The sequence below is a fragment of the Mesorhizobium sp. SP-1A genome, assembly GCF_032460275.1.
In the GTDB taxonomy this organism is placed as follows: Bacteria; Pseudomonadota; Alphaproteobacteria; order Rhizobiales; family Rhizobiaceae; genus Mesorhizobium.
This window is the reverse complement of the sequence record NZ_JAVXZD010000001.1, coordinates 811,954-834,145: the sequence shown is the minus strand read 5'-3', so window position 1 is coordinate 834,145 and position 22,192 is coordinate 811,954. Positions and strand designations below refer to the sequence as shown.

The window sequence follows — 22,192 nt, the reverse complement described above, 5'->3', positions numbered from 1 at the left end:
ATCAGCGGAATGCCCGGCATTTACAATCGATTAGAGGCGTTCACGTTCCTTTTCGGCGCCGTCCGGAACGCGAGCACTTGCGCGCCGGCGGCAGCCGCATTAGAACATATCAAGAACATGAAGGTGCGACATGAGACAGACCGGCAAGCTCGACTATATCGAAATGGCGGCAACCGCCGGCACGCTGGACAGCGTCAAGGCGTTCTACAGCGAGGCTTTCTCCTGGTCCTTCACCGATTACGGCCCGACCTATTCGGCCTTCAGCGAAGGACTGGACGGCGGCTTCCAGGCCGAGGGCTCGGAAGCCGCGGCCAAGCCGCTGCCGGTTCTCTATTCGGAGAACCTCGATGAAACGCTGGCGGCGGTGAAGAATGCAGGCGGCCGGATCGTGAAGCCGGTCTTTGCCTTTCCCGGCGGCCGCCGCTTCCATTTCACGGATCCGGCCGGCAACGAGCTGGCCGTGTGGGGCGAATGAACCAATCCGTCGAGAGGGGCAAGGTCCCTTCCCGGCATGCCGATTCCTATCCGGAATCAGCGGTTAGCAATTGTGCTTTTGCCCGGCTCTGCCTATAAGGCCGCTCACATCGATTCAGGGCCTGGCCTTCAGGCGCTGCAACGGTGGGGCGTCGCCAAGCGGTAAGGCATCGGTTTTTGGTACCGACATTCCCAGGTTCGAATCCTGGCGCCCCAGCCAGATTTCCTTGAATCCCTGCGGGCAGTTGCCAGGCGCGCCTCACGCGCCGCGCGAACCGTTGGCCCAGCTAGCAATTGGCCCCGCTAGAAATTGGCCAGGGTCTCGACGATGCGCTGGGCCGCGCGGCCGTCGCCATAAGGGCTCTCGGCGCAGCTCACCTTCCTGTATTCGTCGGGCGAATCCAGCAGAAGCTCCGTTTCGGCGACGATGCGGGCGGTGTCCGTGCCGACCAGCCGCGCCGCATTCGCGGCCACGGCCTCCGGCCGCTCCGTCACCTCGCGCGTGACCAGCACGGGCTTGCCGAGCGCCGGCGCCTCCTCCTGTATACCGCCGGAATCCGTCACGATGATGTGCGAGCGGTTCATCAGATAGACGAAAGGCAGATATTCCAGCGGCTCGATCAGGAACACGCCTTCGACGCCCGACAATATCTCGGACGCGGCGCGGCGCACATTCTCGTTGAGATGGACCGGATAGACGATCTGGACGTCGCCGCGCCGGGCGAGCCGCGCCAGCGCCTCGTAGATGCCGCGCAGGCCACCGCCGAAATTCTCGCGCCGATGCGCGGTGACGAGGACGAGCCTCTTGTCCGGCTGGAGGAAGGGGAACTGGTCCTTGCACAGCCGCTTCACGGCGGGATCGGTCCTGATCCGCTCGGAGGCGATGAGCAGCGCGTCTATGACCGTGTTGCCGGTGACGACTATCCTTTCCTCGGGAATGCGTTCGGCGAGAAGCGCGGTGCGCGCGGTCTCGGTCGGCGCAAACAGCCAGCGCGCGAACAGGTCGATGACGCAGCGGTTCATTTCCTCCGGCCAGGGCTGCCACATATTGTGCGTGCGCAGGCCCGCCTCGACATGGCCGACGGGGACCTGCTGGTAGAAGGCGGCTGTCGCCGCCGCCATCGCCGTGGTCGTGTCGCCGTGGACGAGAACCATGTCCGGCTTCGCGGCCGAGAGGACGTCGCTGACGCCCTGCAGCACGTTCACGGTGACGTCGGTGAGCGTCTGGCCCGGCCGCATGACCTTGAGGTCGATGTCGGGAACGATGTCGAAGGCCGAAAGCACCTGGTCCAGCATCGAGCGATGCTGCCCCGAGACACACACGACAGTCTCGAACCTTGGATCGGATCGGAACGTCTTGACCACGGGCGCCATCTTGATCGCCTCCGGCCTCGTTCCGAACACGATGACGACCTTCTTCATGGTTGCCCGCGCCCACGCCGATGATGCTTGAATTTAGCTCTCTTGATCGGGTCGGGCGGAGTTAGCCTTTTGACATAGGAGGCCGCGAACCACCCTCCTAAGGATGCTGGACGTTCCCCATGCGACCTGCCACGGGTGAGCCGCCGAACATGGTTGACAGAGGGTGAACCGCACAAACCGTCAAAAAGGCCAAGTGGCCTGCCGCCTCGAACTGCCGCCAGACTGACGGCGAGCCTTTTTCGGGTCGGAGGCGCTTCCATGAAACGGCAGAAAATTCCGGAACAGTCGAAAGTCACTGAAAAACAGATCATCGGCATGCTGAAGCGGCCACCGGCCCGGCCCCGCCGATGGCCGGCGGTTCCGACCGGCGGCGCCGGCATCAGGGCGCGGTCCGAATTCCGCACTGTTTCGGTGATCGGGCTGGGCTATATCGGCCTGCCGACCGCCGCCACGCTCGCCAGCCGCGGGCTGGACGTGATCGGCGTCGACATCAGCAACCGGGCTGTGGATGCCATCAATGGCGGCCATACCTATTTCAGCGAGCCGGACCTCGACGGACTGGTGCAGGCCGCCGTGATGAGCGGACGCCTGCGCGCCTATACGGAGCCGAGGCCCGCCGACGCCTTCATCATCGCCGTGCCGACCCCGGTGCAGCGCGACAAGGCGCCCGACATGCGCTTCGTCGAATGCGCGGCGCGCTCGGTGGCCCGGGTGCTCAAGGAGGGCAACCTGGTCATCCTGGAATCGACCAGCCCGGTCGGCACCACCAGGAGCCTGGCCGGCATCATCGCGGAGGAAAGGCCGGACCTGATCGACCCCGCGAACGTCGAATGCGGATTGAAAATCTCCCTCGCCTACTGCCCCGAGCGCATCCTGCCCGGCAGGATGGTCTACGAGCTGACCGAGAACGACCGCGTGGTCGGCGGCGTCGATCGCGAAAGCGCGGCGCGCGCCAAGGCGCTCTATTCCACCTTCGTGCGCGGCGCGATCTACGAAACTTCGTCTTCCGCCGCCGAACTGGTCAAGCTGATCGAGAACGCCTATCGCGACGTCAACATCGCTTTCGCCAACGAGGTCGCCAACATCTGCGACCGCATGGACCTCGATCCATGGGAGACGATCAAGCTGGCCAACAGGCATCCGCGCGTGAACATCCTCAATCCCGGCCCGGGCGTCGGCGGCCATTGCATCGCCGTAGATCCGTGGTTCCTCATCGCCCAGCATCCCGACCTGACCCCGCTGCTGCGGGCGGCGCGCAACGTCAATGACGGGCGGCCCTCCGGCGTGGTCAGGAGAGTGATGGAAGCGGCGGCGATCGCGGGAAGCCGGCGGGTCTGCTGTCTCGGCCTCGCCTACAAGAGCGACGTCGACGACCTTCGCGAAAGCCCCGCGATGGAGGTGGCGACCGAACTGGCCGAGAAGGGCTACGACGTCGTCGCGGTCGAGCCGAACATCTGCGCATTGCCCGAGCATCTTGCCCATGCCGGCCATGTCAGCCTGGCGGCCACCGAGGACGCCGTCAGGCAAAGCGACGTCGTGGTGCTGCTGGTCGGCCACAAGGCCTTCCGCGACATCGACCGCCAGATGCTCGCCGGCAAGAAGGTGGTGGATTGCGTGGGCCTGTGGCCATGGGCAAAGACCGCCGACGAGGCGCAGGCGATCGCCCGCGCGCTCATCGCCAGGACGGCGCTGGAGGCGGCCTATTACGTGCAGCCCGCCGCCGCCGTGCAGGGCCCTACCAAACTATGAGCGCCAGTCGCCGCGGTACCAGTCCACGAAGCGCTTCAGCCCCTCCTCGATCGAAGTCCTGGGGCTGAAGCCGAAATCGCGTTTGATCGCAGTCAGGTCGGCATAGGTGCGCTCGACGTCGCCCGGCTGCATCGGCTCATAGGCGCGGACCGCCTCGACGCCCAGCAGGCGCTCCAGCACGGCAATGAAATCGCCGAGCCGGACCGGCCTGTTGTTGCCGACATTGTAGACGCGCGCCGGCGGCGTGAGACCGGACGGCGGCCGGTCGAGGACAGCCAGCACCGCCTCCACAACGTCGTCCACATAGGTGAAGTCGCGCCACATCTCGCCATTGTTGAAGACGCGGATCGGCCTGCCGGCGAGCATCGCCTCGGTGAAGAGCCAATAGGCCATGTCCGGCCGGCCCCACGGCCCGTAGACGGTGAAGAAGCGCAGGCCCGTCTGCGGAATGCCGTAGAGATGCGCGTAGGTATGGCTGATCAGTTCGTCGGCCTTCTTGGTGGCGGCATAGAGCGAGACGGGCCGGTCGACCCGGTCCTCCTCGCTGAACGGCACCTTGGTGTTGCCGCCATAGACGGAACTGGACGAGGCGTAGACGAGATGCTCGCAGGCCGGCAGGTTGCGGCAGAATTCCAGCACCTCCAGATGGCCAACGACGTTTGAGCGGATATAGGCGCGCGGGGCCTCCAGCGAATAGCGCACGCCGGCCTGGGCGGCGAGGTGCACGACCCTGGCGACGCCGAGCCGGGCGAATCGCTCAAGCGCGCCCTCCTCGCCGATATCCAGTTCATGGAAGGAAAAGCCCGGCTTGCCCTGGAGCCGCGCCAGGCGGGCGCGTTTCAAGGAGGGATCGTAATAGGCGTTCAGATTGTCGACGCCGATCACCTCGTCGCCCCGTTCCAGAAGGCGTTGGCAGACATGGCTGCCGATGAAGCCGGCGGCGCCGGTGACGAGTACGGGCAAGGGATTCTCCTGTCGGCTCGAACGGCCGCTTCCGGCCGGCAAGACCGGGACCGTTCGACATTCAGCGGTTGGTCCTAGCACCAGGGAGGCATGGCCTTCAACCGATCGGGCTCCGCCCGGCTTCGTCCGGAAATGCACCGCTTTCATGGCCGCACAAATTTGACCGTATGGACAAAGGGATAGCGCCGCTCCATAGTTTTCCGGTCGATTTTCCCTACACAGCCGACTCCAAACGACACAACCACACAGAGGGGCAATGCAATGGCGAACATCATGGGTGGACGCTCTCAGGGGCTTACGCGGCGAACCGTGCTGCAACTGGGCGCGGCGGGCGCCGTCGCGGCGATGCTGCCGGGTCGCCTCTTCGCGGCGGACAAGAAGCTGAAGGTGGCGGCGATCTTCGCCACGCCGATCGAGGAGCCGTGGGACAACCAGGTCCATGTCGCGCTGCTCAAGGCCGAGAAGGAACTCGGCATCGAGTACAAGTGGTCGGAGAAGGTGCAGGCCGCTGATTTCGGCCGCGTCATGCGCGAATACGCGCAGGGCGGCTACGAACTGGTGATGGGCGACGCCTTCGCCGCCGAGCGCGAATCGCGCCGCACCGCCAAGCAGTTCCCCAAGACCGCCTTCCTGTTCGGTTCCGGGGCCGGACCGGCCGAGCCGAATTTCGGCGTGTTCGACAACTGGATCCACGAGCCGGCCTATCTGTCGGGCATGATCGCCGGCAAGATGTCCAAGTCGGGCACGGTCGGCGCCGTGGCCGCCATGGGCATCCCGGAGGTCAACCGCCTGGTCAACGCCTTCTTCGCCGGCGCGAAGGAGACGAACCCGAACGTGAAGAAGAAGGTTTCCTTCATCGGCTCCTTCTTCGACCCGCCCAAGGCCAAGGAAGCTGCCATCGCGCAGATCGATGCCGGCGTGGACGTCATCTATGCCGAGCGCTTCGGCGTGATCGAGGCGGCGCAGGAAAAGAAGATCTACGCCATTTCCAACATGTCGGACCAGTCGAGCCTGGCGCCCGACACCGTCATTACCGGTCCTGTGTGGGACATGTACCCGACGGTCGAGCAGGCGGTGAAGCTGGTCAAGGCCGGCGTCTTCACCGCGCAGGACTACGGCGACTTCTCGCGCATGGCCAAGGGCGGCTCCTCGCTCGCGCCGTACCACAAGTTCGACACGATCCTGCCGGCCGACCTGAAGGACACGATCGAGAAGAAGAAGGCCGAGATCCTGGACGGCACCTTCCGCGTCGACGTGGACGAGAACACGCCGGTCTCGGACTGAGCCTGACAACTCGTCGAGCGCAGTGCTCCTCCGCACCCCTCCGGCCGGCAGGCCAGAGGGGTGCAATCAGCTTCCCCTGTGGCGGTCCACAGGCGCAAACCAAGGCACCCGGCAGGACCATGTGGCAGGACCATGTCGCCTAACCCTCCCCTCATAGAAATGCGCGGCATTTGCAAGAGCTTCGGCCCCGTGAAGGCGAACGCCGACGTGGACCTGTCCGTTGCGCCCGGCGAGATCCTCGGCCTGCTGGGCGAGAACGGCGCCGGCAAGACGACGCTGATGAACATCCTGTTCGGCGCCTACCAGCCGGACGCGGGCAGCATCCTCGTGCGCGGCGCGCCGGTGAGGATAAGCAGTTCGGCCGATGCGCTGGCCGCCGGCATCGGCATGGTGCACCAGCATTTCCATCTGGCCTCGCGGCTGACCGTGCTGGAAAACCTCCTGATCGGCATTCCCGGCCGGGGCGGCCGGCTGGACCGTGCCGGTGCCTTGAAGCGGCTGGACGAGATCGCACGCACGCACGGGCTGAGGCTCGATCCCGACCTTGCCGTCTCCTCCCTTTCCGTGGGCGAGCAGCAGCGGCTGGAAATCGTGAAGGCGCTGTTCAGGGGCGCGCAGTTGCTGATCCTCGACGAGCCGACCGCCGTTCTGGCGCCGAGCGAAGTGGACGGGCTGTTTACGGCGCTGCGCTCCATGGCCGCGCAGGGGCTCGGCATCATCTTCATCTCGCACAAGCTGAACGAGGTGCGCGCGCTCACCCATCGCTGCCTTGTGCTGCGGCATGGCCGCATCGCCGGCCGCATCGACAATCCGGCCGAAACGACCTCGGCCGAAATGGCCCGCCTGATGTGCGGCCACGAGATCACCTCGCCGCAAAAGGGACCCTCGACGCCCGGCGCGGAGATGCTGACGCTGTCCGGCATCTCCACGCCCCGCCACGGCGGCGCCGAACTGCGCGACGTGTCGCTTGCCGTGCGCGGCGGCGAAATCCTCGGCGTCGCCGGCGTCTCGGGCAACGGCCAGCGCGCGCTGGCCGACGTGATTTCCGGCATGCTGACGCCGACCGCCGGCACCATGACCATAGCGGGCAGAGAGGTCAAAAGCTTCCAGCCGCGCGAGGTGCAGGCGCTGGGGCTCGGCCGCATTCCCGAGGACCGCATGACGACCGGGCTGGTGACCAACCTGCCCCTGGCGGACTCCATGGTGCTGCCGCGCATCGGCACGGCGGCGTTTTCCAGCAAGGGCCTCTTGAAGCCCGGCGCCATCCGCGCCTTCGCCGAGGAGCAGATCAAGGCTTTCGACATACGCTGCCCCGGGCCGATGGTGCGGGCCGGCGCGCTCTCGGGCGGCAACCTGCAAAAGGCGCTGCTGGCGCGCGAGCTGGCCTTCGATCCCAAGGTGCTGATCGCCGCGCAGCCGACGCGCGGCCTCGACATCGGCGCCGCGCGCTTCGTGCACGAGAAATTCCTCGACCTGCGCGCCAGGGGCTGCGGCATCGTGGTCATCAGCGAGGATCTGGAGGAACTGCTGGTCCTCTCCGACCGCATCGCGGTGATGTATGAGGGGCGCTTCGCCGGCACGCTCGACGCCGCCGAGGCGACCATCGGCCGGCTCGGCCTTTTGATGACCGGCGCGGAACGGAGGGCCGCCTGATGCTGCGCCTGGAAGCCCGCACCAGCACCCCGGCCTGGCTGAACCTGACCCTGCCGCTGCTCGCGGTGGTGGTGGCGCTGGTCCTGTGCAGCGGCCTGATCGCCGTCGCCGGCGCCGGCGTGCTGGACGCCTACGGCATCATGTTCAAGGCCGCGTTCGGCGACAGCTACGCCATCACCGAGACGCTGGTGCGCGCGGCGCCGATGATCTTCACCGGCCTTGCCGTCGCCGTCGCCTTCCGCGCCAAGTTCTGGAACATCGGCGCCGAAGGGCAATTGCTGGCAGGCGCAATGGCAAGCTGCTTCGTCGGCGCTTTCCCGATGCCGGGACCGCTCGCCATGCTGTCGATGGCGGTGGCGGGCGCGCTTGCGGGCGCGGCGGTTGCGCTTGTCCCTGCGCTGCTGCGCGTGCGCTTCAAGGTCGACGACGTGGTCAGTTCGCTGCTGTTGAACTCCATCATCTTCTACGCGCTGATGGCGCTGATCGAGACTGTCTGGAAGGACCCGTTCAGCGGCTATCCCATCTCGCCGCCGATCGAGGATACGGCCAATTTCCCGGTGCTGATCGAAGGCACGCGGCTGCATCTCGGCGTGCTGGCCGCGTTCGTCGCAGCGCCTCTGGTCTGGTTCCTGATCGTGCGCACCACGCTCGGCTTCAGGATCCGCGTGACGGGAGAAAACCCGGAAGCCGCGCGCTACGGCGGCATCAATGTCGGCCGGGTGCTGGTGGCGGCAGCCGCACTTTCGGGCGCGCTTGCCGGTCTGGCGGGCGTCGGCGAAGTCGGCGGCGTGCATTTCCAGGTGATGAGCGACATCTCGCCGGGCTACGGCTATTCCGGTATCGTGGTGGCGATGCTGGCGCGGCTGAACCCGCTCGGCGTGGTGCCGGCCGCACTTTTCCTCGCCGCCGTGATGACCGGCGCGGAGGCCATGTCGCGCGCGACCGGCGTGCCGGCCTTCCTCAGCGACGTGATCCAGGGCACGGCGCTGCTCGCCATGCTGGTGGCGCTGCTGTTCACCGCCTATCGCATCCGCCGCACGGGAGCCACCCAATGAACGCGGTGCTGGAGCAGATTTTCCAGGTCGGCTTCCTGGCGGCGATCATCCGCATTGCCACGCCGCTCGCCTTCGCCACGCTGGGCGAGATGTTTTCCGAGCGCGCCGGCGTGCTGAACCTCGGCATCGAGGGCATCATGCTGCTCTCGGCCATGGTCGGCTTCACCGTGGCCTATTTCAGCGGCAGCCTGTGGCTGGGCGCATTGGCCGCCGTCCTGGCGGGCGCGGCCATGGGCGCGCTGCATGCCGTGTTCACCGTTGCGCTGGGCCTCAGCCAGCATGTCTGCGGCATCGGCATCACCCTGTTCTGTTCAGGCCTCGCCTATTTCCTCTACAGGCTGATTTTCGGCCAGCAATCCGTGCCGCCGGCCATCAAGGGGTTCGGGACCGTACCGATCCCGATCCTGTCGAGCATCCCGGTTCTGGGGCCTGCCGTATTCAACCAGTTCACGCTGGTCTACATCGCCATCCTGGCCATTCCGGTCGCCGCCTTCGTGCTCTACCGCACGCCCTGGGGCCTTTCGGTGCGCATGGTGGGCGAAAACCCGCGCGCGGCGGATTCGGCCGGCGTCAGCGTCATCGCCACGCGCTTCCAGGCCGTCATCCTCGGCGGCGCGCTGATGGGGCTGGCCGGCGCGTTCCTGACCATGGCGCAGTTCAACGCCTTCACCTTCGGCGTCGTCTCGGGGCGCGGCTGGGTGGCCATCGCGCTGGTCGTGTTCGGCCGCTGGGACCCGTGGCGCGCGGCGGGCGCAGCACTTCTGTTTGCCTTCGTGGACGCGCTGCAACTGCGCATGCAGGCGGCCGGGCTCGGCCACATCCCCTACGAAGCGTTCCTGATGCTGCCCTTCGTGCTGACCATCGTTGCCATGGCGCTGATGTCGCGCAACGCGGTGGCGCCGTCGGCCCTGCTCAAGCCGTTCCGGCGCGAGGAGCGCTGAGGGCAACGGCAACACCCCTCATCCGTCTCGGCGCTGCGCGCCGAGCCACCTTCTCCCACAAGGGGAGAAGGAAAAGCGCGGCTCCGCCGTCCACGTGGAGTTTCCCTGTCCCCGGTCCGTCACGCGGCGCTGAGAGGTCTTCCCTTCTCCCCTTGTGGAAGAAGGGTGGCCGAGCGCAGCGAGGCCGGATGAGGGGTGCCTGTCGCACGAAAGCCGCGCCGCCGCTCAGCTCGCCTCGCGCATGGCCTCGGCAGCCTGGAGATCCACCGAGACGAGCTGGCTGACACCCTGCTCGGCCATGGTGACGCCGAACAGGCGGTCCATGCGGGCCATGGTGATGGGATTGTGGGTGATGACGACGAAGCGCGTCTCGGTGGAGGCCGACATTTCGTCCATCAGGTTGCAGAAACGCTCGACATTGTGGTCGTCCAGCGGCGCATCCACCTCGTCCAGCACGCAGATCGGCGCGGGGTTGGTGAGGAACACGGCGAAGATCAGCGACATGGCCGTCAGCGCCTGCTCGCCGCCGGAAAGCAGCGTCATGGTCTGCGGCTTCTTGCCGGGCGGGCGGGCGAGGATTTCCAGCCCGGCGTCGAGGGGATCTTCCGATTCGATGAGCTGCAATTCGGCCGTGCCGCCGCCGAACAGATGCGTGAACAGGCGCTGGAAATGGCCGTTGACCACGTCGAAGGCGGCAAGCAGCCGCTCGCGCCCCTCGCGGTTCAGGCTCTGGATCGCCTGACGCAGCTTGCGGATGGCCTCGATGATGTCCTCGCGCTCCGAAACGATGGTTTCCAGCCGTTCCGAAAGCTCGCGCTGCTCCTCCTCGGCACGCAGGTTGACCGCGCCCAGCCGTTCGCGCTCGACCTTCAGTCGGTCCAGCCGCCGCTCCACCTCGCCCATGTCGGGCATGGGTTCGTCGGCTTCCAGCCCGGTGTGGCGGATGACGAGATGCGGCGGCGTGTTCAACGCCTCCTGAATGCGGGCCTCGACCTCCCGGCGGCGCTCGTCGGCGGCCGTCAGCCGCTCCTCGGCGCGGGCGCGGGCCTCGCGCGCCTCAGCCAGTCCCTGAATGGCTGCGGTGGCGGCCTTGTCCAACTCGCCCTGCCGGTTCTCGGCCTCCTGCAGCCGGTCGGCGGCCGCCTTGCGCAGGGTCTCGGCTTCGGAAAGCTGCGAAAGCAGCGCACGGCGGCGGGCGTCGATCTCGTCCGGCGCTTCAGCCAGACGCTCGCGCTCCTCCTCCGCCTCGGCCTTGCGCTCGCCCAGCGAGGCGATCTGCTGCGAGGCGTTTTCCGCGCGCGACAGCCAGTTGCGGCGCTCGGTGCCGATCGCCTCCAGCCTGCGCGTGCGCGCCTGCGCCTCGCGCGTCAGCCCGTCATGCACGGCGCGCGCATCGGCCAAGGCGGCGCGGTCGCGCGCGACATGGGCGGCCGCCTGCTCCAGCCGAAGCTGAAGATCGCCAATGTCGGGTGCATCGGCGAGCTGGGCCTCGGCTTCCTCGACCGCAGCGGCGGCTTCCTCATGGCTTTCGACCACCCGGCCCTGCGCCTCGGCCAGCGCGTCGCGCCGGCTGGACAGTTCGCCCGCCGCCTTTTCCGCCTGCGACAGGGCGGTGCGGGCGGCATCCAGCGCATGCTGGGCATCGCGCACGGCCTGGCGCGCGGCGCGCTCGGCTTCCGCGTTGCGAGCCAGCGCGGCCTGGGCCTCGGCCAGAGCCGTTTCGGCGGCGCGCAAGGCGCGGGTGGCCTCGATCGCCTCGGCGTCAAGCTCGGCAAGACGGTTCTTCTGCGCCAGCCGCAAAGCGGCGGGCGTCGGCGCGTCGGCGCTCGCGGTAAAACCGTCCCAGCGCCATAGCGCGCCTTCGCGGCTGACCAGACGCTGGCCGGGGGCCAGAAGCTTTTGCAACCGCACCCCGTCTGCGGCTTCCACGATGCCGATCTGCGCCAGCCGGCGGGCAAGCTGGCTCGGTGCGCGCACCACGCTGGCGAGGCTTCTTGTCCCCTCCGGCAAGGCCGGATCGGCGGGCTGGATCCCGCTCTCGCCCCAATGGACAGGCGCGGCGCGATCCAAAGGCACGTCGAGGTCTTCGCCAAGCGCCGCCCCCAGCGCGGTCTCGTAACCGCGCTCGACGCCGATCTGCTCGAGAACGGCCGGGAACAGGTCGCCGCCGCCGGCCGCATTCAGCATCTTTGCCAGCGTGCGCGCTTCCGTCTCGACCCGCGCCAGCTCGGCCTTGGCCTCCTGCAGCGGCGCGCGGGCAGCCTCCTCGCTCTCGCGCGCCCCGGCGACCGCCTGTTCGGCATGTTCGGCAGCGGCTTCGGCCTCCTCCAGCGCGGCGACGGCCTGCTCGACCAGCAGCCGCTTTTCGGCCGGGTCGGCAAGCGCCGCGATGCGGGCGCCGATCTCGGACAGGTCGCGGTCGATCTCGGCGAGCTGGCGGGCGAAGCGGTCGCGCCGTTCGGCTGCGTCGCGCAATGTCCGCTCGATCTGCGTGCGCGAAGCGGCGGCCTCGGCCCTTTCGGCGGTGAGCCCGGCCAGCCTCTCCTCGCTGGCGGCCAGCGTCGCCGCCGCTTCCTCGAAGACGGCGCGGGTGGTCGCTTCGCGCTCGGCCGCGCCGGCATTCTCCTCGTTCAGCGTGGCCTCTTCCTCGGCCAGCCGCTCCAGCACGTCCGCGTTCTCGCGCACCATGCGCTCCTCGCGGGCAATGTCGGCGTCGAGCTGCTGCAGGCGGCGGTCCAGTTCGCTCTGGCGCGAGCGGATGCGGGTCGCCTCCTCCTCGATCTGCGTCCTGGCGATCGAAAGCCGCTGGAAGGCGGCGGCGGCGGCGGCCTCGGCCTCGCGCAGTTCCGGCAGCTTGTGCGCGCCGATCGCCTGCGCCTTGGCGGCCTCCATCTGGGCGGCCGCGCGGTCGCCGACCAGCGCGGTTGCGGTGGCGAGCGCCGAACGGGCCTCGCCTTCCTGCTCCTTGGCCTGCACCCAGCGCAGATGCAGAAGCGTGGCCTCGGCCTTGCGGATGTCGGCCGACAGGCCCTTGAAGCGCGATGCCTGCCGGGCCTGGCGCTTCAGGTTCTCGATCTGGCCGCCCAATTCGCCGACGACGTCGTCCAGCCGTTCGAGGTTCTGCTCGGCCGCCTTGAGGCGAAGTTCCGCTTCATGGCGACGGGTATGCAGGCCGGAAATGCCGGCCGCCTCCTCCAGCAACGCGCGGCGCGCCTGGGGCTTGGCCTGGATCAGCTCGCCGATGCGCCCCTGCCCCACCATGGAGGGCGAGCGCGCGCCGGTGGACTGGTCGGCGAAGAGAAGCTGCACGTCCTTGGCGCGCGCCTCCTTGCCGTTGATGCGGTAGACCGAGCCGGCCTCGCGCTCGATGCGGCGCGAGACCTGCAATTCATCCGCGTCGTTGAATGCGGCAGGCGCGGTGCGGTCGGCATTGTCGAGGAACAGCGTGACCTCGGCCGTGTTGCGGGCCGGCCGCGTGTTGGAGCCGGAGAAGATGACGTCGTCCATGCCGGACGCGCGCATGTTCTTGTAGGAGCTTTCGCCCATCACCCAGCGCAGCGCCTCGACCAGGTTCGACTTGCCGCAGCCGTTCGGGCCGACGATGCCGGTCAGCCCGCGCTCGATGACGAACTCGCCGGGCTCCACGAAGGATTTGAAACCGAGCAGGCGCAGGCGCGAGAATCTCATGCGCAGCCCCCCGCCCTCTGCCCATGCGGGAGAAGGTGTCGAGGCGGAACCGAGACAAATGAGGGCTGCCGGCCGTGGCGCAGTGGCGCGTTTCCGTCGGCACGCCTCATCCGCCCCTTCGGGGCACCCTCTCCCGCAAGGGGGGAAGGAAGACCGTCAGAGCAGAGGGTCGATGATGGCCGACATTTCCTCAATCGACATCGCGCCTTTGTAGGTCTTGCCATTGATGAAGAAGGTGGGTGTGGAGTCGATCTTGAATTCGTCCGCGCCGCGCTTCTGCACAGCTCTGACTTGGTCCAGAAGTTTCTGGTTCGTCAAGCAGGCGTTGAAGCTCTCTTGTGTAAAACCGGCCAGCTTGGCCAGTTGGAACATCGCGTCCTTGACGTTCTCGGCCATCACCCAGTTTTCCTGCTGCTTGAACAGCACGTCCACCATGGGGAAATAGTTGTCGCCGGCGCAGCGCGCCAGCATGAAGCCGGCCTCGGCGCGGGGATCGAACGGGAATTCACGCAGGATGTAGCGCACCTTGCCGGTATCGATGTATTTCTTCTTCAATTCCGGCAGGGTGGTTTCGCTGAAATGCGCGCAGTGCGGGCAGGTCATCGAGGCGTATTCGACGACGGTGACCGGGGCGTCTTCCTTGCCCATGGACTCGTCGGGCAGCGCGCCCGGCTTCATTAGTTCCTTCATATCCACGTCGCCGGAAGACTGGGGCGCCGCTGCGGGCTCCGTCGCCGCCGTCTTCATGGCATCGACCGGCTTTGCGGTTTCTGCCTCGGCCTTGTCGCCGGAGTCGCTACAGGCCGCGAGAGCGACGGCTGCCGGAACGGCGGCCAACGCGGACAGGACTGTTCTACGGGACAAGAAGCGGTTCATGCGAATCACCTGAGTTATGGTTGAAGTTTGCTATGCAAAGACACGAAAAGGCGAGAACTTATGCGCATTAAGCCATGCCATAAGGCATTCCGAATTCAAAACTTCCCGCCTGCGATCACTAAAACGCGAGATTTGCGACGATTTCGCGTCAGTCCGGGCGTCGCTTGCGCTCTCCCAGCATCGAGGCGCCAAGTCTTTCCAGCGAGGCACGCAGTCCCTCGTCCTCGATCTTCGCGACCGTTCCCGACAATCTCGCCTTTTCGGTTTCCGACAAGGGCCGGGGCACCGGCTTTTCCTTCCCCTTGCCGGCCGAAACCGGCTTCTGCACGATGCGGATGCGGCCGACGGCGTTGAAGCCGATGAAGGCGTTGACGCGGCCGATGATCTCGCCGGTCTCGTGCTGGAGATGCAGCGCCGCGAGCCCCTCGCAGGCGATCACCAGCGTGGCGGGCTCGAACGGGTCGTCCTCGTGCAGCCGGCGCGGCCACTGGATCTTTTCTGGCCGCGAGCGGGCGGCAAGGCGCGGCCCGGCGATCTCCTCCCAGGACTGCACCAGCGCCAGCGACATGCCGGTGCGCTTGCGCAGCATCGGGTCCAGGATGCCGCTGGCAAGGTCGCTGACCGCGACGGGCTTGCCGAAAGGTGCTTTGCCTGCCATGCCTTCACCCGTCCGCCGCGGGTGGTTCCCGCAGCACCGACGACCTGTTCCATTTCGTTTCGATCAATGACACTCCAGACCGCCAGCCGCAAGCCGCAGAGACAAGACAGCATCGCCGCACGCCTGCTCGGCTGGTACGACGCGCATCATCGCGACCTGCCTTGGCGGGTGTCGCCGCGCGAACTGGCGCGCGGGGTGCGGCCCGATCCCTACCGGGTGTGGCTGTCGGAGGTGATGCTGCAACAGACCACCGTGGAGGCGGTGAAGGCCTATTTCCGCGCCTTCACCGAAAAATGGCCGACCGTGGGGGCGCTGGCCTCCGCGCCCGGCGACGACGTGATGAAGGCATGGGCGGGACTCGGCTATTATTCGCGCGCCCGCAACTTGAAAGCCTGCGCCGACCGGATCGTCGAGGAGGGCGGCGCCTTCCCCGACACGGAGGACGGCTTGCGCGCCCTGCCCGGCATCGGGCCCTACACGGCGGCGGCGATCGCCGCCATCGCCTTCGACCGGCCAGCGGCGGTGGTGGACGGCAATGTCGAGCGGGTCATCTCACGGCTGTTTTCCATCGATACGCCGCTGCCCGACGCGAAGGCGGAAATCCGTTCGCATGTCGAGGCCATGGTGCCGGCGGAACGGCCCGGAGACTTCGCGCAGGCGATGATGGACCTCGGCGCCACCATCTGCTCGCCCCGGCGGCCGCGCTGCATGCTTTGCCCCCTCAGCGAGGATTGCGGCGCGCTGGCAAGCGACGATCCGGAGCGCTTTCCGGTCAAGGCCGCCAAGCCCGACAAGCCGTTGCGGCGGGGCGCGGCCTTCGTCGCGGTGCGCGGCGACGGGGCGGTGCTTTTGCGCAAGCGCCCCGACAAGGGCCTGCTCGGCGGCATGAGCGAGGTGCCCACAACGGGCTGGACGGCGCGTATCGACGGCGAAACCGGGGCGGAGGCCGCGCCTTTTCCCGCCGACTGGCGCCATGCCGGCCGCGTCAGCCACGTGTTCACGCATTTCGCGCTGGAACTGGAAATCTGGCGCGCGGCAGCGGCGGACGACGCCCCCGCAGGGCATTTCTGGTCCGGCCCGGCCGATATCTCCGGCGAGGCCCTGCCGACCGTCATGAAAAAGGCGATCGAAGCGGCCATTCCCGGCGCGACGAAGAAGAGGCCGAACTGAACGAGGAACGCATGACCGAAATCCGCCACATCGTCTTCGACATCGGCAAGGTGCTGGTCCACTACGATCCGGACATTCCCTTCAGCCGCCTCATTCCCGATCCGGCGGAGCGCAAATGGTTCTTCGACAATGTCTGCACCAGCGCCTGGAACATCGAGCAGGACCGCGGCCGGACGTGGGAGGAAGCGGAAGCGCTGCTGATCGCCGAGCATCCGGACCATGAGCAGAACATCCGCAATTTCCGCCGCCACTGGCACGAGATGGTGCCGCACGCCTATGACGACAGCGTCGCGCTGATGGAGCGGCTGATCGACGCCGGCCACGACGTGACCTTGCTGACCAACTGGGCGGCCGACACTTTCGTCGAGGCGCGCGGCCGCTTCCCGTTCCTGGACAGGCCGCGCGGCATCACCGTGTCGGGGGAGATCCGGCTCATCAAGCCGGACCGCGCCATCTTCGACCATCACGCCAGGTCTTTCGGCCTCGAACCGGCGGCGTCGCTGTTCATCGACGACAGCCAGAAGAACGTCGACGGCGCCAGGGCCGCCGGCTGGCAGGCCGTGCTGTTCACCGATGCGGCGACGCTCAGGTCCGACTTGAAGGCGTTCGGAATCGTCGCGTGATTTGAATCATTTGGCGGTGGCGCCTGAGTTTCTGATTCAACCTCGCGATGGCCGCGGCGGCACCGCCGCCGGGCTTGGTCACGCGCCTGCCCTTTCCATGCCGAGGCGCGCGATGCGGCGCAGTTCGTCGATGGGCGTGAGGCCGCCGGCGCGCTCGTAGTGCCAGAAGGTCCAGCCGTTGCAGGCGTCCAGCCCCTGCACCTGCGCGCCGACGCGATGGATCGAGCCGGCCTGGTCGCCCACGGCCAGCGTGCCGTCGGCGCGCACCTTGGCGGCCCAGCGCTTCCTGGCGTCGTAGAGCGTGGCGCCCGGCTTCATCAGGCCGCTGTCGATCAGGCTGACGAAGGCGACGCGCGGTTCGGCGCGCTTGCCGGAAAGCACCGTGAGTTCGGTGTCGGCCAGCGGCTTCACCGCCGCGATGCGTTCGTTGGCGGCGTCGATATAGGCCTGCTCGCGCTCGATGCCGACGAAATGGCGGCCGAGGCGCTTTGCGACCGCGCCGGTGGTGCCGGAGCCGAAGAACGGGTCGAGCACGATGTCGCCGGGCTTGGTCGAGGACATGAGGATGCGGGCGAGCAGCGCTTCCGGCTTCTGCGTCGGATGCAGCTTGTCGCCGTTGTCGTCCTTCAGCCGTTCCGAACCGGTGCAGATCGGGAACAGCCAGTCGGAACGCATCTGCACGTCGTCATTGGCGGCCTTCAGCGCCTCGTAGTTGAAGGTGTAGCCCTTGCCCTTCTGGTCGCGCGAAGCCCAGATCAGCGTCTCATGCGCGTTCTGGAAACGGCGGCCGCGGAAATTCGGCATCGGGTTGGTCTTGCGCCAGACCACGTCGTTCAGGATCCAGAAGCCGAGATCCTGCATCTTGGCGCCGACGCGGAAGATGTTGTGATAGGAGCCGATCACCCAGATGGTGCCGTTCGGCTTCAGCACACGGCGCGCGGCCAGCAGCCAGGCGCGGGTGAAGGCGTCGTAGGCCTCGAAGCTCTCGAACTGGTCCCAGTGATCGTCCACGGCGTCGACCTTGGACTGGTCGGGACGATGCAGGTCGCCGTCGAGCTGGAGGTTGTAGGGCGGGTCGGCGAAGATCACGTCCACCGATTTTTCGGGCAGCCTGTCGAGCGCCGCGACGCAGTCCCCTTTCAGGATCGTGTCCACCCATTCGGATTCAAGGGCAGCGGAAGAAAGCTCGTCGAGAAGACGTACGGCAGACATCGAAACACCTGAACACGTTACTGTTTACAGGCTGTTATGGTTACCGTTCTCAGTAAAGATTTAATGAAGCGGGCGGCCCGAATTTGCCGGCGCGGGCCCGTTGGTGTATGCCGCAGGCAAATTGCGCGAGACGCGCGCCTTGCCCCCAACTTTCCGGAAGACCATGACCAAACCAGAACTCGTCATCTTCGACTGCGACGGCGTGCTCGTCGATTCGGAGATCGTCGCCGCCCGCGTCGAGGCGGACCTTCTCACCGCGGCCGGCTACGAGATCTCGGCCGAGGAACTCGCCGAGACCTATGCCGGCCTGACCTTCAAGGACATTCTGATGGCCGTCGAGGAGAAGGCCAGCATCCCCTTCCAGATATCGATGATCGACCAGGCCGAGGAACTGGTGGACCAGCGGCTGCGGCGCGACGTGCGTGCCATAGACGGCGTGCGCGAGGCGGTGGCCGCGGTGACGATGCCGCGCTGCATCTGCTCCAACTCGCGCACCGAGCGCATCGAGTTCATGCTGGAGAAGACGGGGCTGCTGCCGCTGTTCGCCGGGCGCATCTTCTCGGCGCTGGAGACGCCGACGGGCAAGACCAAGCCGGCGCCGGACGTTTTCCTCTACGCCGCCGACAAGATGGGCGCCGACCCGGCCGCCACCTTCGTCATCGAGGATTCCGTGCACGGCGTTGCCGGGGCGCGGGCGGCGGGCATGCGCGTGATCGGCTTCACCGGGGCGAGCCACAGCTATCCCGGCCATGCGGACGCGCTGACGGAGGCCGGCGCGGAAACGGTGATTCGCCGCTGGGCGGAACTCAAGGGCGTGCTGGCGGCGCTTTCGGAGTGGTCCGAACACGCCTGAAGGACGGCCGGCGGCGCCACCGCCGGCCAAACCCGCTCCCGGGCGGGTTACCCGCGCGGAATGTCGGATTCGTGCGTCTGCGTCGGCGCCTGGGCGGGCGCGGCGGCGGGTGCTGCCGCGGCAGGCGCGGGCCTCTTCTTCCTCACCTTCCTGACCGCGGGCTTGGAAGCCGCCTCGGACTTGGCCTTCTGGGCAGGCCCTTCGTCGAAGCCGGCGAACACCTGATAGGTGCTGGCGGCCGGCAACGGCACGGAGACGTTCGGATCGTTGAAGACGAACTGCGTCGCGGCCGACGTGTCGTTCACATGGACCTGATACTGGTAGAGCTTGGAATAGAGGACCTGGCTGCCCTGCACGACCGCCACGCGGATCGGCAGGGTGACGGTGCCGGCCTTGCCGAGCGGGCCGGGAACGACCTTGCCGGCCACGGCCACTTTCATGCCGAGGGTCGAATCGGTGCGGGTGCAGTCGCGGGTGACGTCGGAAAGAGCGGCCTGATAGATCAGCTTGGTGGAATCGTCCTGGCCGCCCTTGGCGTAGTTGTTGTAAAAGGCCGTGCCTTCACGCAGGGTCACCGACGGGCAATAGCCCCTGAGATCGCTGGCCTTGACCTTTGTGGCGTCGGGCTTGAGGGCCCCGCTGTCAATGGCCTTGCCGGTCGATTGGCAGCCGGCGACGGCAAATCCGGTGAGCAGCAGACCCGCAATGGCGCGGCTGTTGAAAGTACGAAAGACCATTAACTGCACTTCCCTCTCGCAAAGCTGGTGTCCTATAGCAACCCAACGGCAAAAATGCGACTGAGCACGCACAGAAATCCACTTGTCCGCCGCCCGGCGGCGGACCTGTCGACAACGGATGGTCGAAGATGCGCTATGTGAGCACCCGCGGGGAAGCACCCGCCCTTGGATTTTCGGATGCGGTCCTGACCGGACTGGCCCGCGACGGCGGGCTCTATGTCCCGCAGGAGTGGCCGCAATTCTCGGCCGCCGAGATCCGCGCCATGCGCGGCCTCGCCTATTCCGACCTGGCCATCAGGGTGCTGACGCCGTTCCTCGGCGGCGAGATCCCGGCCGCCACGTTCGAGAAGCTGGTGCGCGAGGCCTACGGCACCTTCCGCCATGCCGCCACCTGCCCGCTGGTGCAGATCGGACCCAACAGCTTCGTGCTCGAGCTTTTCCACGGCCCGACGCTGGCCTTCAAGGACGTGGCCATGCAGCTGCTCGCCCGGCTGATGGACCATGTGCTGGCCGAGCGCGGCCAGCACGCCACCATCGTCGGCGCCACCTCCGGCGACACCGGCGGCGCGGCCATCGAAGCCTTCGGCGGACGCGACCGCACCGACGTGTTCATCCTGTTCCCGCATGGGCGCGTCTCGCCGGTGCAGCAGCGGCAGATGACGACCTCGTCTGCGCAAAACGTGCACGCGCTGGCCGTCGAAGGCAATTTCGACGATTGCCAGGGGCTGCTGAAGGACATGTTCAACGACCATGCCTTCCGCGACCGCATCTCGCTGTCGGGCGTCAATTCCATCAACTGGGCGCGCATCATGGCCCAGATCGTCTATTATTTCTCCTCGGCGCTCTCGCTCGGCGCGCCGGACCGGCCGGTTTCCTTCACCGTGCCGACCGGCAATTTCGGCGACATCTTCGCCGGCTACGCCGCCAAGAAGATGGGACTGCCGGTGGAGCGGCTGGTCATCGCCACCAACGACAACGACATCCTGGCGCGCACGCTGGCGAGCGGCGAATACTGCATGAAGGGCGTGGTGGCGACCACCTCGCCCTCGATGGACATCCAGGTGTCCTCCAATTTCGAGCGGCTGCTTTTCGAGGCAGCCTGGCGCGACCCGGCGGCGGTGCGCCGCTACATGGGCGCGCTGAAGCAGTCCGGCGCCTTCACCATGGCGGACGAGGACCTTGCCCGCATCCGCGCCGAATTCGACGCCGGCCGCGCTTCCTCCGACGAGGCGGCCGCGACGATCCGCGCGACATGGACCGGCTCCGGCTACCTGCTCGATCCGCACACGGCGTCCGGCGTGCATGTGGCGGGCCAGCAGCCCGCAAGCGCCACGCCGATGGTGGTGCTGGGAACCGCCCATCCGGCAAAATTCCCCGCCGCGGTGGAAGCGGCCAGCGGCGTGCACCCCGCGCTGCCTGAATGGCTTGCCGGCATGATGCAGACCCCGGAAAAATTCACGGTACTTCCATCGGACCTTAAAATGTTGGAAGATTATATAGGCCGCCGTTCACGGGCGGCGCAGTGAGGAGTTCCATATGGGTGTTGAGGTAAGCCGTCTGTCGAACGGCCTGACAGTCGCCACCGAAACGCTTCCAAGCATCGAATCCGTCGCTCTAGGGGTATGGGTCAAGTCCGGCGCCCGCAACGAGCGGGACGAAGAGCACGGCATAGCCCATCTGCTCGAGCACATGGCGTTCAAGGGCACGAAGCGGCGCACCGCCTTCCAGATCGCCTCGGAGATCGAGAATGTCGGCGGCGAGATCAACGCCGCCACCAGCGTGGAGACCACGTCCTTCTACGCCCGGGTGCTCAGCGGCGACGTGCCCCTGGCCGTCGATATCCTTGCCGACATATTGCAGGAATCGGAGTTCGACCCCGAGGAGCTGGAGCGCGAGCAGAACGTGATCCTGCAGGAGATCGGCGCCGCGCACGACACGCCCGACGACATCGTTTTCGACCGGTTCACCGAGACCGCCTTCCGCCACCAGACCATCGGCCGCTCGATATTGGGCACGCCCGAGACGGTGAAGTCCTTCACCTCCGGGCAGCTCCACGATTTCATGGAGCGCCAGTACGGCGCCGAGCGCATGGTCGTGGTGGCCGCCGGCGACGTCAGGCACGACGAGTTCGTCAAGGAGGTGGAGGCCAAGCTCGGCGGCTTCCGCAGCAAGGCCGAGAGCGCCGTGCCCCGCTATGCGCAATATGTCGGCGGAGACTTCCGCGAGGATCGCGACCTGATGGACGCGCAGGTGGTGCTGGGCTTCGAGGGCCGCGCCTACCATGTGCGCGACTTCTACGCCAGCCAGGTGCTGTCGATGATCCTGGGCGGAGGCATGTCGTCTCGCCTGTTCCAGGAAGTGCGCGAGCGTCGCGGCCTGTGCTATTCGGTCTATGCCTTCCACTGGGGCTTTTCCGACACCGGCATCTTCGGCGTTCATGCCGCGACCGGCCAAGCCGACATCGCCGAGCTGGTGCCGGTGATCGTGCGCGAATTGCAGAAGGCGGGCGCAGGCATCCAGCAGGACGAGCTCGACCGGGCGCGCGCGCAATATCGCGCCGGGCTCATCATGTCGGGCGAAAGCCCCGCCAGCCGGGCCTCGCAGATCGCGCGGCAATTGCTCCTGTTCGGCCGCCCGGTGCCGAAGGAAGAGTTGATGGAGCGGCTTTCGGCGCTGACCGTGGACAGGCTGACGGACCTGTCGGCGCGGCTTTTCACCACCAAGCCCACGCTTGCGGCAGTCGGTCCCGTGGGCACGCTCGCGCCCTATGAAGCGATCCTCGATACGCTTCCCGGCGCCGAAGCCACGGCCCGAAGGCTCGCCGTCTGACCAGCC

The 22,192-nt window shown here is 67.1% G+C and carries 18 protein-coding genes and 1 tRNA gene; 12 read left to right on the top strand and 7 right to left on the bottom strand.

Annotated features, from left to right (window positions below; translation table 11 throughout):
- Nucleotides 1-130: 130 nt before the first annotated feature.
- Together QU595_RS04020 and QU595_RS04015 are read left to right on the top strand one after the other, a co-directional pair.
- Nucleotides 131-475 carry a VOC family protein gene (locus QU595_RS04020; RefSeq protein WP_315919333.1) on the top strand — a complete coding sequence of 115 codons (345 nt, stop codon included), beginning with the start codon at nucleotides 131-133 and terminating at the stop codon, nucleotides 473-475.
- Between the two features lie 144 nt (nucleotides 476-619).
- Nucleotides 620-694, top strand: a tRNA-Gln gene (locus QU595_RS04015).
- 83 nt (nucleotides 695-777) lie between these two features.
- Here the strand turns inward: QU595_RS04015 and wecB are convergent.
- Nucleotides 778-1,896 (bottom strand): non-hydrolyzing UDP-N-acetylglucosamine 2-epimerase, encoded by a 1,119-nt coding sequence (wecB, locus tag QU595_RS04010; RefSeq protein ID WP_315919332.1) that lies wholly within the window; start codon nucleotides 1,894-1,896, stop codon nucleotides 778-780.
- Nucleotides 1,897-2,154: 258 nt separating this feature from the next.
- On the opposite strand from wecB, the gene wecC reads away from it, so the two are divergent.
- Nucleotides 2,155-3,645 carry a UDP-N-acetyl-D-mannosamine dehydrogenase gene (wecC, locus tag QU595_RS04005; RefSeq protein ID WP_315919331.1) on the top strand — a complete coding sequence of 497 codons (1,491 nt, stop codon included), beginning with the start codon at nucleotides 2,155-2,157 and terminating at the stop codon, nucleotides 3,643-3,645.
- Here wecC and QU595_RS04000 read toward each other — a convergent pair.
- Entirely contained in the window at nucleotides 3,640-4,608 is a 969-nt protein-coding gene (locus QU595_RS04000) for an NAD-dependent epimerase/dehydratase family protein (RefSeq protein ID WP_315919330.1), read from the bottom strand. The two genes, wecC and QU595_RS04000, sit on opposite strands and share 6 nt — an antisense overlap.
- 273 nt (nucleotides 4,609-4,881) lie before the next feature.
- Between QU595_RS04000 and QU595_RS03995 the strand changes: the two genes are divergently transcribed.
- The 4 genes from QU595_RS03995 (at nucleotide 4,882) to QU595_RS03980 (ending at nucleotide 9,541) form a co-directional block, all read left to right on the top strand.
- On the top strand, nucleotides 4,882-5,892 hold the full coding sequence (locus QU595_RS03995) for a BMP family protein (RefSeq protein WP_315919328.1): 1,011 nt from the start codon (nucleotides 4,882-4,884) through the stop codon (nucleotides 5,890-5,892).
- Between the two features lie 132 nt (nucleotides 5,893-6,024).
- Complete coding sequence (locus tag QU595_RS03990; RefSeq protein WP_315919326.1) at nucleotides 6,025-7,545, top strand: ABC transporter ATP-binding protein; 1,521 nt, start codon at nucleotides 6,025-6,027, stop codon at nucleotides 7,543-7,545.
- Nucleotides 7,545-8,600, top strand: coding sequence for an ABC transporter permease (locus QU595_RS03985; protein ID WP_315919325.1), 1,056 nt, complete (start codon nucleotides 7,545-7,547; stop codon nucleotides 8,598-8,600). Before QU595_RS03990 ends, QU595_RS03985 begins: the two co-directional genes overlap by 1 nt.
- A complete protein-coding gene (locus QU595_RS03980; RefSeq protein ID WP_315919323.1) occupies nucleotides 8,597-9,541 on the top strand; it encodes an ABC transporter permease in 945 nt (314 codons plus the stop codon). Before QU595_RS03985 ends, QU595_RS03980 begins: the two co-directional genes overlap by 4 nt.
- 225 nt (nucleotides 9,542-9,766) lie before the next feature.
- Here QU595_RS03980 and smc read toward each other — a convergent pair whose 3' ends face one another.
- The 3 genes from smc to QU595_RS03965 all read right to left on the bottom strand — a co-directional run bounded on the left by smc (nucleotide 9,767) and on the right by QU595_RS03965 (nucleotide 14,762).
- A complete protein-coding gene (gene smc / locus QU595_RS03975) occupies nucleotides 9,767-13,228 on the bottom strand; it encodes a chromosome segregation protein SMC (RefSeq protein ID WP_315919322.1) in 3,462 nt (1,153 codons plus the stop codon).
- A 156-nt stretch (nucleotides 13,229-13,384) separates the two neighbouring features.
- Entirely contained in the window at nucleotides 13,385-14,104 is a 720-nt protein-coding gene (locus QU595_RS03970) for a DsbA family protein (RefSeq protein ID WP_315919321.1), read from the bottom strand.
- Between the two features lie 148 nt (nucleotides 14,105-14,252).
- Entirely contained in the window at nucleotides 14,253-14,762 is a 510-nt protein-coding gene (locus QU595_RS03965; protein ID WP_315919319.1) for a DUF721 domain-containing protein, read from the bottom strand.
- A gap of 66 nt (nucleotides 14,763-14,828) precedes the next feature.
- Between QU595_RS03965 and mutY the strand changes: the two genes are divergently transcribed.
- Together mutY and QU595_RS03955 are read left to right on the top strand one after the other, a co-directional pair.
- Nucleotides 14,829-15,932 carry an A/G-specific adenine glycosylase gene (mutY, locus tag QU595_RS03960; protein ID WP_315919317.1) on the top strand — a complete coding sequence of 368 codons (1,104 nt, stop codon included), beginning with the start codon at nucleotides 14,829-14,831 and terminating at the stop codon, nucleotides 15,930-15,932.
- Between the two features lie 11 nt (nucleotides 15,933-15,943).
- Complete coding sequence (locus tag QU595_RS03955) at nucleotides 15,944-16,555, top strand: HAD family phosphatase (RefSeq protein WP_315919316.1); 612 nt, start codon at nucleotides 15,944-15,946, stop codon at nucleotides 16,553-16,555.
- Nucleotides 16,556-16,633: 78 nt separating this feature from the next.
- On the opposite strand, the gene QU595_RS03950 is transcribed toward QU595_RS03955, so the two are convergent.
- Nucleotides 16,634-17,767 (bottom strand): site-specific DNA-methyltransferase, encoded by a 1,134-nt coding sequence (locus QU595_RS03950; protein WP_315919315.1) that lies wholly within the window; start codon nucleotides 17,765-17,767, stop codon nucleotides 16,634-16,636.
- A gap of 163 nt (nucleotides 17,768-17,930) precedes the next feature.
- On the opposite strand from QU595_RS03950, the gene QU595_RS03945 reads away from it, so the two are divergent.
- On the top strand, nucleotides 17,931-18,620 hold the full coding sequence (locus QU595_RS03945) for an HAD family hydrolase (protein WP_315919313.1): 690 nt from the start codon (nucleotides 17,931-17,933) through the stop codon (nucleotides 18,618-18,620).
- A 47-nt stretch (nucleotides 18,621-18,667) separates the two neighbouring features.
- On the opposite strand, the gene QU595_RS03940 is transcribed toward QU595_RS03945, so the two are convergent.
- Complete coding sequence (locus QU595_RS03940) at nucleotides 18,668-19,357, bottom strand: hypothetical protein (RefSeq protein ID WP_315919311.1); 690 nt, start codon at nucleotides 19,355-19,357, stop codon at nucleotides 18,668-18,670.
- A gap of 128 nt (nucleotides 19,358-19,485) precedes the next feature.
- Here QU595_RS03940 and thrC point away from each other — a divergent pair, with 128 nt between their 5' ends.
- Nucleotides 19,486-20,883: a threonine synthase gene (gene thrC / locus QU595_RS03935; RefSeq protein ID WP_315919310.1), complete on the top strand. Its 1,398-nt coding sequence runs from the start codon at nucleotides 19,486-19,488 to the stop codon at nucleotides 20,881-20,883.
- A gap of 10 nt (nucleotides 20,884-20,893) precedes the next feature.
- On the top strand, nucleotides 20,894-22,186 hold the full coding sequence (locus QU595_RS03930) for a pitrilysin family protein (RefSeq protein ID WP_315919308.1): 1,293 nt from the start codon (nucleotides 20,894-20,896) through the stop codon (nucleotides 22,184-22,186).
- The last annotated feature ends 6 nt before the right edge of the window (nucleotides 22,187-22,192 follow it).